Origin of the sequence: Pedobacter rhodius (assembly GCF_027213645.1) — a bacterium.
Lineage (GTDB): Bacteria > Bacteroidota > Bacteroidia > Sphingobacteriales > Sphingobacteriaceae > Pedobacter > Pedobacter rhodius.
Genome location: NZ_JAPWGL010000006.1, coordinates 16,886 through 29,516, shown reverse-complemented (window position 1 = coordinate 29,516; position 12,631 = coordinate 16,886). Strand labels below are relative to the sequence as shown.

12 protein-coding genes are annotated in these 12,631 nt (G+C 36.2%); 6 read left to right on the top strand and 6 right to left on the bottom strand.

Features of this window, described 5'->3' with window-relative positions; genetic code table 11:
- Positions 1-6: 6 nt before the first annotated feature.
- From O0931_RS18380 to O0931_RS18355, 6 genes are all read left to right on the top strand, one after another.
- Positions 7-717: a DUF4198 domain-containing protein gene (locus tag O0931_RS18380; RefSeq protein ID WP_269416948.1), complete on the top strand. Its 711-nt coding sequence runs from the start codon at positions 7-9 to the stop codon at positions 715-717.
- Between the two features lie 72 nt (positions 718-789).
- Entirely contained in the window at positions 790-1,995 is a 1,206-nt protein-coding gene (locus O0931_RS18375) for a PepSY-associated TM helix domain-containing protein (RefSeq protein WP_269416947.1), read from the top strand.
- 74 nt (positions 1,996-2,069) lie between these two features.
- Complete coding sequence (locus tag O0931_RS18370) at positions 2,070-2,987, top strand: DUF6607 family protein (protein WP_269416946.1); 918 nt, start codon at positions 2,070-2,072, stop codon at positions 2,985-2,987.
- Positions 2,988-3,288: 301 nt separating this feature from the next.
- Entirely contained in the window at positions 3,289-4,428 is a 1,140-nt protein-coding gene (locus tag O0931_RS18365; RefSeq protein ID WP_269416945.1) for a M28 family metallopeptidase, read from the top strand.
- Positions 4,429-4,604: 176 nt separating this feature from the next.
- Positions 4,605-5,681 carry a DUF5694 domain-containing protein gene (locus O0931_RS18360; RefSeq protein ID WP_269416944.1) on the top strand — a complete coding sequence of 359 codons (1,077 nt, stop codon included), beginning with the start codon at positions 4,605-4,607 and terminating at the stop codon, positions 5,679-5,681.
- Between the two features lie 281 nt (positions 5,682-5,962).
- The gene (locus tag O0931_RS18355; protein WP_269416943.1) at positions 5,963-8,743 is read left to right on the top strand and encodes an outer membrane beta-barrel protein; all 2,781 of its coding nucleotides are present in this window, start codon (positions 5,963-5,965) and stop codon (positions 8,741-8,743) included.
- Positions 8,744-8,821: 78 nt separating this feature from the next.
- Here O0931_RS18355 and O0931_RS18350 read toward each other — a convergent pair whose 3' ends face one another.
- The 6 genes from O0931_RS18350 to O0931_RS18325 form a co-directional block, all read right to left on the bottom strand.
- Positions 8,822-9,190, bottom strand: a complete 369-nt coding sequence (locus O0931_RS18350; protein WP_269416942.1) for an iron chaperone — start codon at positions 9,188-9,190, stop codon at positions 8,822-8,824.
- 35 nt (positions 9,191-9,225) lie between these two features.
- Positions 9,226-9,423 carry a pentapeptide repeat-containing protein gene (locus O0931_RS18345; protein ID WP_269416941.1) on the bottom strand — a complete coding sequence of 66 codons (198 nt, stop codon included), beginning with the start codon at positions 9,421-9,423 and terminating at the stop codon, positions 9,226-9,228.
- On the bottom strand, positions 9,420-9,803 hold the full coding sequence (locus O0931_RS18340) for a pentapeptide repeat-containing protein (RefSeq protein WP_269416940.1): 384 nt from the start codon (positions 9,801-9,803) through the stop codon (positions 9,420-9,422). The genes O0931_RS18345 and O0931_RS18340 overlap by 4 nt, the downstream gene beginning before the upstream one ends.
- Positions 9,804-10,094: 291 nt before the next feature.
- Positions 10,095-11,081 (bottom strand): pyruvate dehydrogenase complex E1 component subunit beta, encoded by a 987-nt coding sequence (locus O0931_RS18335; protein ID WP_269416939.1) that lies wholly within the window; start codon positions 11,079-11,081, stop codon positions 10,095-10,097.
- Between the two features lie 196 nt (positions 11,082-11,277).
- Positions 11,278-11,634: a bleomycin resistance protein gene (locus O0931_RS18330; RefSeq protein ID WP_269416938.1), complete on the bottom strand. Its 357-nt coding sequence runs from the start codon at positions 11,632-11,634 to the stop codon at positions 11,278-11,280.
- Positions 11,635-11,921: 287 nt separating this feature from the next.
- Positions 11,922-12,479 (bottom strand): GNAT family N-acetyltransferase, encoded by a 558-nt coding sequence (locus O0931_RS18325; RefSeq protein WP_269416937.1) that lies wholly within the window; start codon positions 12,477-12,479, stop codon positions 11,922-11,924.
- Positions 12,480-12,631: the final 152 nt, after the last annotated feature.

Below are 12,631 nucleotides of genomic sequence, written 5' to 3'. Positions count from 1 at the left end.
AATATTATGAAAATTAAATTATCACTAACACTCTTTCTTTTAGCATTTAGCATTACGAGTTCTTTTGCACATGCATTATGGATAGAAACATCAGTAAATGGAAAGAAAGGACAAGCCCAGGAAGTAAAAATCTTTTTTGGAGAGTATGAGCATAATGAACCAGATTCTACAGCTAAATGGTTTAGTAATTTAAAGGAATTTAAGTTGATTTTAACTGCCCCGAATGGCACAACTAAAATTTTAACGGCTTCGCCTGACATACTTTTTTATAAAGCCAGTTTTACACCCGACCAAAATGGCACTTACAAAGTATCTGTTGTACATGAAATTGCCGCAGTGTATGAAAAAGCTAAGATAGAATATTATGCATTTGCAGATGTAAGGGTTGGAAACTCAAAAGTAAATTCAGTTTTTCCTAACGGTGCCGCTTTAACCATCAGGCCTGACAAACACATTTCAAAAGTAGGCGAATCATCAACACATCAGGTCATATATAATAACGCCCCTTTTGCAAAACAAAAGTTAACGCTTGTAAACCCTGAAAGAAAAACAGAACCAACCGAAACCGATGCAGAAGGAAAGTTTACTTTCAAGCCTGAGCAAAAAGGAAATTACTTTTTTGAAGCCTTTACAGAAAATAAAACATCAGGAAAACTGAATGGCCAAGACTATGAAAAAGTCTGGCACCTAGTAACCTACACTACTGAAATCAAGTAGTCATTTTTAATGTATTCTTATTGCCAATTGGTTGCTAAAACGGCCAATTGGTTCTTTTATTAAATAAGCTTAATGGCACCAATAAAACCTGTTCAGAAAAAACAAAAAAAATCGCGGTTAAGAAGAATCAGCGACTGGTTACACCTATGGCTTGGCATTGCATCGGGCCTTGTTGTTTTCCACTTGGGTATAACCGGCTGTATTTATGCCTTTCAGCATGAGATCACCGAGTTCATCCATAAAAAAGAATTCTTTGTTGAGGTTCCGGCGAAACAACAAACGCTGCCATTAAGTACGCTAAAGGCTAATGCGGAAAAGCTTTTAGGGGGCACAAAAAAAATCACATTTATAACTACTTATAAGGCACCGGACAGGGCTTGGGAATTTGGCTCATACAAAGCCGGCGACCAAACAGCATTCTGGTATCTTGATGCTGTAGAACATTATGATATCGTTCACATCAATCCTTATACAGGTAGGGCCACTATGGTTTCTGATTATAAGTATGAATTCTTTTCAATAATTAAAATGCTGCACTGGAGTTTCCTGATTAATCATCCAATCGGGCAACAAATTACTGGCTGGGCTACTTTTATCTTCGTTTTCCTGCTCATTTCGGGCATAATAATGTGGTGGCCTAAAAATCTTAAGAAATCCAATTTTGATAAAAGTTTTAAGGTAAAATGGAAAGCAAAATTTAAGCGTGTTAATTATGATTTACATAATGTTTTAGGATTTTACGTGATGACCATTTGTTTAATGCTGGCTTTAACCGGGATGGTTTGGGCATTTAAATGGTTTCAAACAACTGTTTATGTTGTGGCCTCAAGAAGTATTACGCCACCAAAACGCGATGTAGCAAAATCAGATTCTACTAAAACCATTTCCGCTGTTCCTTTTGATGTTGCTTTTGAACAGGCAAAACAAAAATTTAAAGACAAAGCACGAATCGGCATGTCGCCGGCTTCCGGTAAAGGCGATGGGGTAATATATGCAACCGGCTATCCTGGTGATGAAACCTACTGGAATTTTGATGTAATACAATTTGATCAATATTCAGGCAAATTTTTAAGTCGCAAGAATCAGGCAGATAAAAATGCCGGTGAAGCCGTAATAGGAATGAATTACGATATCCACGTTGGCGCGATATTAGGTTTACCAGGAAAAATAATGGCCTTCTTTGCCAGTTTTATTGCTGCGAGCCTACCCATTACCGGTTTTATTATCTGGTGGGGTAAAAAGAAAAAGAAGAAAAATCGTGCAGTCGCTGAAAGCTAAAATTATGGAATGAAAGTAAATCGAATAATATGAAACCATGGTAGCTCCATCACCATAAAAACAATTTTAAACAGATGAAAATTTTAAACTTAATCCTGGTATTAAGCGGCCTTTTTACGATTAGTACCAATGCTCAGGATAAATTAGAGCAAGATAGAAAAGCAATTAAATCGCTTGCCGATTTCTATAAAGTAAATTTCAATTACGCCGAAATCACATCTCCAAATCCCGATTATCAGTTTAGCAAACCTTACAGAAGCCATGGTAATGAATGGGCAGAAATTGTTGTCGATGAGCCCAGGAGAATTGTTATTCAACATATGTTAGCCATTGATGATTCAACAGTAATTAAGCATTGGCGCCAGGATTGGACATACGAAGACACGAACATTATACTTTACACACAAGATAACGCCTGGAAAAAAGGTAATTTAACTGCTGCAGATGTCAAAGGCAAATGGACTCAAAAAGTTTACCAGGTTGATGATAGCCCACGTTACCAGGGTTATGGCACCTGGAGCCATGTAGGCGGTCACGATGCATGGTCGAGCGAAACAGATTCGCCACTTCCGAGAAGAGAGTCTACTGTTCGCAAAGATTATAATGTTTTAAATCGTGGCAGCAGAATTACCATTACGCCAAACGGCTGGATGTTAGAGCAGGACAATAAAAAAATACTTCGTACACCTGCAGGTGATAAATTAATTGCTGTAGAAAAAGGTTATGAAGAATTTACAAAGACAGACTCTACAAAGTTTACTTATGCCCAAAAATGGTGGACTATTCAGAATACGTATTGGGCAGATGTCCGTGATGTTTGGGCAGAGGTTATGAACGCTGGCGACACTTTCAAAATAAAAACCACGGCCAAGGGCAAATTGCTTTATGAAACACTCTTTGCGCTCGGGGATCAATCGATTAAAGAAAAATGGTCTGCATCTGAAAACAAAGAAAAAGTTAAGGCAGCCATACAACCTTATCTGATAAAATAGAGCATTATTTTATCGTTAATGGTTGATATTTAATAGCTGTAATTGCTATTCATCGAGCATTTTGTGGATTATTATTTTCAGTTAATCCTGTCTTTCTATCAGATGACAACCTCCTGTTATTATCATTAATTTTATAAAGCTTGCACTCGTTTTTAACGGGTGCATAAATAGTCAAACGATTCAATCGTTTATTGCAAAATCTGCCCTCATAGATCTTTTATCTCACGGCCTGTGTCCCCATAGTCCAGGGATTAGAATTAAAAATCTATAAAAATCAATTCAACATTTTTAAATTACAGCCATGAAAAATTTGTTGATGTTATATATTGTTTTCTCCAGCTCTTTTTGCTTCGCACAAGACTCAACTTACGTTCGAAAAATGGTAAATACCTTAACCTCCAAAACATTTTGGGGAAGAGGCTATACAAAAGAGGGTATGGCGAAAGCTGCTGATTTTATATCTTCTGAATACAAGAGATTGGGTTTGTCACCTGTTGGCGAAAACTATAAACAAACATTTAATTACCCTGTAAATACCTTTCCTGGTAAAATGCTGGTAGAAATTAACAGAAAGAAACTGGTTCCGGGTAAAGATTTTATCGTCAACAACGAAAGTCCATCGTTAAAAAAGAATGTAAAACTCGACAAAATAGATTCTGCTAACTATACAGGCGGTCAAGACCTTCAGTTAATTTTAAAAGATAAATTAACCTGGTCGGTTGCTTCCGAAGTTTCCGGCGTAACGAAAATTGAAATAAATAAAAAGACCTTTACCGAAATACCCAAAACAATTAATGTTGCTATTGAAAGTAAATTTATTAACAGTTTCAAAGCATCAAACATTTGTGGCATCGTAAAAGGGACTAAATATCCTGATTCTATATTAATGATAACCGCTCACTATGATCATCTAGGCGGTATGGGTGCCGATACCTACTTTCCGGGTGCAAATGATAATGCCGCAGGTGTTGCAACGTTATTAAGCCTGGCGCAGTACTATGCGGCCAATCCGCAGCCCTGTTCAGTCGGTTTTATTTGTTTTGCAGGTGAAGAGGCCGGTTTGATTGGTTCTAAATATTTTGTAGAAAATCCGTTGGTTTCGTTGAGCAAAATTAAATTACTGATCAATCTCGATTTGGTAGGTACCGGTGAAAGCGGAATGACCGTTGTTAACGCCAGTGTTTACCCGAAAGCATTTGCCGTCCTAAATAAAATTAATGCAGAACAAAAATTGATTTCAAAAATCAATTCAAGGGGAAAAGCTGCAAACAGCGATCATTATTTCTTCACGGAAAAAGGCGTTCCGGCATTCTTCATGTACACTCAGGGCGGAATTACTGCCTATCATGACACTTTTGATAAGCCTGATACACTTCCACTTACAGCATATCAGAATTTGTTTAAACTCATAGTTTCTTTTAATAAAAAAATAATGGAATAGGCAATTTCAGGATGAAAACCTCAAAATTGTATGCAAACACCTCGGTTTACCTGATGAAGGCAATTATTCCTTAATAAATCAGTTGGGATAATATTTTAACCCTTTCGGATAATTAAATATAGCCATTTACATCGTCTCAGCATCTTTGAATCAACAAATCAAAAACAAGATTCATTATGAAAGCCATACAAAAACTAAGCCTCGCATTTTTTATTTTAATCGCCCTTGCGGTAAAAACTAATGCTCAAAATCAAATCGAAATTGTAATCGTTGCCTCGAGCCACGACAATTCGAAATCAAAACAAAATTTTCAGGCAGTTATCGACAAGCTAAAAAACTTTAAGCCCGATATGGTCTTCGGCGAATATTTACCTGCAGAAGATTACGCCAGGCTGGAAGATGATAACTGGGCAAAAAAAGCCTTTAAAAACAAGGTCGATTACATTAACAGGCTAAATCCGGAAACCCATAAAAACAGCTCAGCTCTAATCAGGAAGAACCAAAAGGCTTTAGCATCATTTCCATATTACCACAAAACCAGAATGAATTTAGCAGTAGAATACGCTAAAAAATGGGATCGGGGAAATTTTGATTATCAAATGTTCGTACTGGAAAATTACATGAAAGATAAATTTGGTCAGGAAGAAAAAGCGGAATACGCCAAAATGTTTGGAAGTTCAGATTCATTAAAGAAAATAGGTGTTATCAGACCAGGAAGCGAATACAATAAGATATATTTTCCCTTAATTTATCAGCTTGGTCAAAATCAAATCTATAATATGGATTGTCAGACTTATGATAAGCCCTGGAGCATTGCCTGGGCTAAAACAGATTCTTTATTTAACATTTTAGCAGCTAAAGGCAAAGCAGATTCCCTGTCTGCAGAAGGGCAGACAATGGCAGCAATTCGTAAATATTGGAAGTATGATCCGGAAGAAGCCAAACAATTTAATACAGATGAATATGCAGGAATGAATACGGCCAAATACGGAGCCTTAATTGAAGCATGGAATTTTTATGGCGGCCGTAAATTTTATGGATATGCCGGTTTCCCAACTGAAGCCGTAAAACAAATGGTAGCACAGTGGATGCTGAGAAATGAAGGCATGTGCAAAAATATCGTGGAGCAGGCAAATGCAAGAAAAGCAAAGCGGGTTATTGTTGGTGTTGGCGCAGCACACGCCGTTTGGATGGAAGAAATTTTAGCAAAAAATCCGGATGTTAAAATTGTAAACTATAACGATTTGCACTAGTTGTAATCTTTTAAAACATTAACTCCTCTTCAGCGGGCTGAAGAGGAGTTTTTTAGTTCCAATTGTAATTTTCTTGTTTTGTACTTGCAAATACATTTCCGACAAGCTATTTTCACCTAAAAATTTAGTTGATTTCTGACTGATGCAACATTTTAAATTAAAGTTTGTCTTGAAAGTAATTAGGGATTGTTTTTAACCTATCACATTTTTTAAAGCTTTCGTCACTTTTTTAAAAAAATAACTAAACCAAATAATACAATTGCAGGCCTAACAAACTTAATATGAAGAGACTATTATTATCCCTATCTTTTTTACTGATTTCAATTGTAATATTCGCTCAGAAAAGCGGCAGTATTACGGGTATATTAGCCGATAGCGCCAATCATAAAACCACCTTAAATTACTCAACTGTTTCAGTGTATAAAGCTGGCGATAGCGTATTAATAACCTATAAATTATCGGATGATAAAGGCATTTTCAAAATCAATAACCTGCAAACAGGCATAAAATACAGATTGGTTATTACAGCCTGGCAATATGCAACCCACCGTAAAGAAGTGGAATTAACGGCAGCAAATCCTTCAATAAATTTAGGTTCCATATATCTCTCTACCAGGGCCAATGATTTAAATGAAGTTAACATTGTAGCTGAACGGCCTCCGGTTATTGTTCGGAAAGATACGATAGAATTTAACGCCGAATCTTTTAAAACCCTGCCATCGGCCGTGGTAGAAGATTTATTGAAAAAATTACCGGGAGTAGCCATTGCTGCCGACGGTTCGATTCAGGTTAACGGCAAAACGGTAAGCAAAATATTGGTCGATGGAAAAGAATTCTTTGGCGGCGACCAACAAATAGCGACGAAGAATTTGCCTGCCAATATTATTGATAAAATACAGGTGATGGATGATAAAGAAGCAAAACGCGCCGATCCTGATTTACTTGCCGTTAACACGCCTCAGGTAATTAACCTGAAACTAAAAAAAGCCATTAAGCAAGGTGCTTTTGGCAAACTATACGGTGGCGGTGGAATTCCAAATGGCCGCTTTGAGGCCGGTGGAATTATGAATTTCTTTAGAGATACTACTCAGGTAAGCATTTTGGGTTATGGAAATAATGTAAACAAACCTGGATTCTCGATAAGCGATATTATGAGGATCGGCGGTATGCAAAGAACCGGCGTGAATTCGATGATGGTTAATAGTGATGGTGGTTACGCACTTAATGGCATCAGTTTCGGTGGCGCCGCTAGCGGCATTCAGAAATCGGCCGGCGGAGGTTTAAATTTTAATACTTTAACCAAAAAAGGTGCTAAACTAAACTTAAAGTATTTCTTTGGTTTAAGCGACCAGGAAAACATTACGCTTAGCGATAGCAGACAAAGTCTTGGAACCGGAGATTTACTGTCATCTACAAATCAAAATCAACTAAATAAAATATATAGTCATAATTTGGGTGGCCGGGGAAATTTTAAGTTAGATAGTCTGAATGAACTTACTATCTCACCTTCGGTAACCATTAACAGCACAAGAAATAATGGTTTACTGCTTACCAGAACACGCAATGTAAATGAAATTGAATTAAATAATGGCTATAATCAATCAAGAACCATTGGAGATAACTTCGAATACCAGCTTTCTACAAATTATTGGAGAGATTTCAGAAAAAATAGAGGCAGTTTAAATACGACCTTAAACTTAACCAAAAAGGATAATTTTGTCGACTACTATAACAATACAATTAGTAATTTTTATAATCCTAATTCGACTCAGATATTAGACCAGTTAAGAGACAATAACATTAAAAATCAGGGTGTTTACCTAAGCGTAAACTTCACCCGGACACTTTCAAAAAAACTGAGTTTAACCGTCGCAACAAATGCAAATTACCTGGATAACGAGAATGCTCTGGCAACCTTTTATAAAGACCCCACAAATCAGGCCTATGATATTGCAGTGTCAACACTTTCCCAAACGGTAAATCAGGAAGGCTATAAAACCAATAACCGTGCATCGCTAAAATGGAAGGCAAATAAGTTTCTTACCATACAGCCAGGATTGGTTTTTAACACAATAAATTTAGAAAACAGCTTTACAAGCTTTCCATCATTTGGTCAGAATTTTACCTTCTTCGCGCCATCTGCGAACATTCGTTATAAAGATTTCAGCATTGATTATACGCCGAGCTTCCGGGAGCCTGATTTAAGTTATATTCAGCCTGTAGCCAATAATACCAATCCTTTATATGTTCAAAATGGAAACCCGAATTTGTTGCCTACCAAAACGCATCAGGTTTATTTAAACCTTTATAAGTACGATGTAGAACATACCTTAAACTATAATGCTTACGGTAATGCCAGTATTGATAACAACGCGGTGATAATGTCAAGAATAATTTCATCAAATGGATTACAAACATCAACACCGATAAATGTGGATGGAATTATAAGATTGAACGCCGGGTTAAATTTCAGCAAGGATATAAAAAAGGATAAAAGGCAAATAACTTTAGGTACAGGTTTCTATACAAATTTTACCCGTAATCTTGTTCAGGTAAATGATGTTCGCAGTTATGCAAAGATTTTAAACTTTAGTCCGAGTGTTAGTGGTAAAATTAACCTTAACGACAAGCTGGAAATATCAACCCGCTATAATTTGGGAATAAATAATAGTCGGTATGACGATAGTTATTTCACTAACATAAATTATTTTACCCATTTAAGCGATAGTGAGCTTATTTTACGTTTACCGAAAAAACTGGTTTGGGAAACAACTTATCGTATCAATTACAACACACAAACCGTTGCTGGATTTAATAACAAAATCCAAATCTGGAATGCCAGTCTTACGTATCTTTTCATGAAAAATGACAGGGCACAACTCAAATTTTCTGTAAATGATATACTCAATACAAATATAAGACGATATGTATCCATTACCGAGAACTCAATACGCGATACTCGATATAATAATTTGGGCCGGTATGCACTATTAACTTTCACTTATAACATTCAAAATTTTGGCGGAAAAGTGGGTGGGAAAGACACTTTCTTTAGATTTTAAAATGGCAGGGAAAATTTTTAAAGCTTTAACAACCCATTCAATTTAGAAGGCTACATAAGCATTTAAGCGAAAATGCTTTTATTTCTTCGTAATTTTTTCCAAATCTATACCGGCTTTAAACTTGGTAATTCTGGTTATTAAATCCAGCGGCATTGGATGGTTTATGGGAAATTGAACAGCACCCTTACTCCATTTATAATCAGTGAATTCATGTCGAAAAGCTTCAATGCCTGAACTGGTCGGATAAAAACCAATATGTTTTTCATAAGCAGCGAAATAAACCAGCACACCATTTTGTTTAAATGCAGGCATTTTATAGCTAATCACTTCTATTGCGTTTGGTACGGCTTCATGAATAGTTTCACGAACCTGCTGTAAAATTTTCTGTGTTTTTGCAGGAAATAGCGCAATATATTCGTCGATAGTTTTAGGTTCTGTTTTTTCCATAGCGTCAAATATTGATATGAAAATAAAAAAGCAAATTATTGTTCGCTGATTTGAATGTCGTATTTGTGTAGCAAACCAGCTAAACCAGCTTTGGAGAATCTTGCTTTTTTGATGCGGTTATTATCCGGATCAATGGAATAATTGTATGCTGTTCTGAAATCGGTTTTTTCTAAAATCGTTCCATCGAAGGTTGCGCTTAGTAAATCACAGTTATCAAATACCGAATTGGTCAAATCACTTCCGAAAAATCAACTTCGTGCAGCTGCACGTTTTTAAAACTGATTTTTTTAAGCTTCAACTTATAAAATGAGGAATGATCTAATTTGCAGTTGTCGAAATTGAAAGACAGGCCGAAGTCATTACAGTTTTCAAAACGAAGGCCAAGCATTTTGCAGCCGATAAAATTGATGTCATTAAACGATGTTTTAGTTAATGTTGCTAAACTTAAATTATATGAAACAAATATACAACCGAGAAATTTTAAGCCACTTAAATCGGAGTTTAAAAAATTACAGTTAATGAATTTACAGTTTTCATATTCTGCTTTTGCAAGTGCGCTTAAGGTGTAATCTTCTTTATCGAATGTTTTTTTGGCTAGGTAGTTTTCTGACATAAAACACAATTTTGTGGAAGATAAAAATTATCATTCGATTTTAAGGTTTGAGCAGAAAACTAATTGGAGTTTTTTACACAGGTTTTCAGTGAAATAAACCAGACAGAAATGAAGATAATTTTTTAAAATAAAAAAATACTGAATATTGATTTTAATTATTTTACCATATAAGAGCATTTAAGCCTTCTAAGGTGTCCTAGGTGGTAAAAATCAGGCAAAAAAAATCCCCCAAATGGCTTTGGAGGATTTGTATCTAATGAGATTCTTCGCTACGCTCAGAATGACAATTTTTTATTTTTTAACATACATTACTTCTTTAACCGCTTTAATTACTTTTTCAGCATTTGGTAAGCTGGCCGCAATTAAAGTTGGCGAATATGGAAGCGGAACATCGGCACAGGTAATACGCAGAACCGGAGCATCTAAATAATCGAAAGCCTGTTTTTGAACCATAAAAGCAATTTCACCTGAAAGTGATGCCAATGGCCATGCTTCTTCAACAACGACTAAACGGTTTGTTTTCTTAACCGACTCGATAATTGTTGCATAATCGATAGGACGAACCGTACGTAAATCAATAACCTCCACATTAATCCCTTCTTTGGTTAATTCTTCTACAGCAGGGTTTACCACACGGGTTAACATTTTACCGAAAGTTACAATGGTTACATCAGTACCTTCTTTGGTTACCTTTGCTTTACCTATTTCGATGTAATATTCTTCTGCAGGAACATCGCCTTTATCACCATACATCACTTCAGATTCCATGAAAATAACCGGATCCGGATCCAGGATAGATTGTTTTAATAAACCTTTTGCATCATAAGGTGTTGCTGGAACAACGACTTTTAAACCCGGCGTATTTGCATACCAGTTTTCGAAGTTTTGAGAGTGTTGCGCACCTAACTGGCCAGCATTACCGGTTGGCCCGCGGAAAACCATAGGGCAAGAGAACTGACCACCGCTCATTGATAAAATTTTAGCAGCACCATTAATAATCTGGTCGATGGCTACCAATGAGAAGTTGAAAGTCATGAATTCCACAATTGGAATAAGGCCTGCTGTTGCAGCACCGGTTGCAATACCTGCGAAACCTAACTCTGCAATCGGCGTATCGATAATGCGTTTAGCTCCAAATTCTTCAAGCATACCTTGACTCACTTTGTAAGCTCCGTTATATTCTGCTACTTCTTCACCTAATAAAAAAACGCGGTCATCTTTACGCATTTCTTCTTGCATAGCTTCGCGTAGTGCTTCTCTAAATTGGATTTCTCTCATTGTAAATTTTAATAACGGTGGCAAATATAATTATTAATCGCTTTGAAACCAAAGGGAATAAGGCCTGTATTTTGTAATAATTATGGTTAATTATGCAGGATTTTACAGACTTTTATCCATTATTTTCAAACTTATCTGTAATGGGTTAAAATAATATTTCGCAATGCACGAATTGAGGTTGTTTTTGTACTACAGTTTATGAAGTTTCCGAAATATCTTCTCCAAAATGGATAATATTTCCATTGTTGTAAAAAATTGAAAACTGCCGCATTTCCCATGGCATATCTTTCAATGCGCCTTCAGGATGGATGATGTTATGTACTTTATATTCTGCATAAAGTTTATCAACCTCGGTAACTTTAATGTAGCAACCTGTATTTTTCGGGTAATCAGGATTGTCAGTAGTCCAGAAATGTAAATCCATTCCATCTCTGCTGAAAATCAGATAGCCATCCCAATCCGAATGAAAGGTGAAACCTAGTTTTTCAGTATAGAATTTTACAGTTTCTTCTGTATTTAAGGAGGCTAAAATTGGAACTGCAGTTTTGAACATGTTAATAGTTTCAAGATTTTAGTATCAAGTATCAAGATTGCTAATCAAAAAACGAACCTACTTTCTGCTTCAAACTGAAAATACAGAGTTATCCATTTTTGGTGGATTAGCTTCAGGGTAATTGTATGCGATACTGTTTAAATAGTCTGCAATGCGTAATCTTTCTTACCAGGTTAATGTACGATAATATTCTGCGTGAGATTTTGAAGCCTCTTCTGCTGTTTGGGCCTTAAATACTGTTCTATCTAAACGGTACATAGTCAAATATAAAAAAATTATGGATTGGTTTAATGATTTGGGTTCAGTAATCCGTAAATCTCGCTGTCTAAAAATTGTCCTCTGAAATAATAATCCTGTCTGAAATGTGCTTCTTTAACAAAACCATGTTTAATAAGCATTTGCCGTGATGCATCATTTTCGACATTAATATTTGCCTTAATGGTATGCAGGTTCATATCTTCAAAACCAAAATCTATTGTTCTTTTTAAAGCTTCGGAAATAATGCCTTTACGCCAATAATCGGGATGTAACATGTAACCGATTTCTGCCCTGTGGTTTGCATAATCAGTCCGCCAGTAACCTACGGAGCCAATCATATGTGCGGGGTTTTCTTTCAGGGCAATTACCCAGGCCAGGTTGTCGCCATTTTCAAATCCCTCGTTAAATGTGGTAACGAATGTTTTAACGTCTGCTAAATCTTTTGGTCGTTCACGGTTTATATATTTCATGACCATTTCGTTGGTGCGCAGCGCATATATATTTTCGGCGTCTGAAAGGGCGTGTTCACGAAGTATCAGGCGTTCGGTTTCTAAAACAGGAAATTTGGTGAAATTGAGGATTAGCATTTTTAAATTTAAAAGATTAACCGCAAAGCGCACAAAGTTTTTTGCAAAGAAGGCAATTTTTTATTTACCACGGAGAACACTAAGATTTTCACAGAGAAAACAGAGATTGTTGATTTATTTACCTGCATATGCGCTGCAACTCACTTTCCAAA

Bases quoted from the DNA above. Each gene is read 5' to 3' on its own strand.
- O0931_RS18380 (WP_269416948.1), top strand. From the start codon at position 7: ATGAAAATTAAATTATCACTAACACTCTTTCTTTTAGCATTTAGCATT.
- O0931_RS18375 (WP_269416947.1), top strand. From the start codon at position 790: ATGGCACCAATAAAACCTGTTCAGAAAAAACAAAAAAAATCGCGGTTA.
- O0931_RS18370 (WP_269416946.1), top strand. From the start codon at position 2,070: ATGAAAATTTTAAACTTAATCCTGGTATTAAGCGGCCTTTTTACGATT.
- O0931_RS18365 (WP_269416945.1), top strand. From the start codon at position 3,289: ATGAAAAATTTGTTGATGTTATATATTGTTTTCTCCAGCTCTTTTTGC.
- O0931_RS18360 (WP_269416944.1), top strand. From the start codon at position 4,605: ATGAAAGCCATACAAAAACTAAGCCTCGCATTTTTTATTTTAATCGCC.
- O0931_RS18355 (WP_269416943.1), top strand. From the start codon at position 5,963: ATGAAGAGACTATTATTATCCCTATCTTTTTTACTGATTTCAATTGTA.
- O0931_RS18350 (WP_269416942.1), bottom strand. From the start codon at position 9,190: ATGGAAAAAACAGAACCTAAAACTATCGACGAATATATTGCGCTATTT.
- O0931_RS18340 (WP_269416940.1), bottom strand. From the start codon at position 9,803: ATGTCAGAAAACTACCTAGCCAAAAAAACATTCGATAAAGAAGATTAC.
- O0931_RS18335 (WP_269416939.1), bottom strand. From the start codon at position 11,081: ATGAGAGAAATCCAATTTAGAGAAGCACTACGCGAAGCTATGCAAGAA.
- O0931_RS18330 (WP_269416938.1), bottom strand. From the start codon at position 11,634: ATGTTCAAAACTGCAGTTCCAATTTTAGCCTCCTTAAATACAGAAGAA.
- O0931_RS18325 (WP_269416937.1), bottom strand. From the start codon at position 12,479: ATGCTAATCCTCAATTTCACCAAATTTCCTGTTTTAGAAACCGAACGC.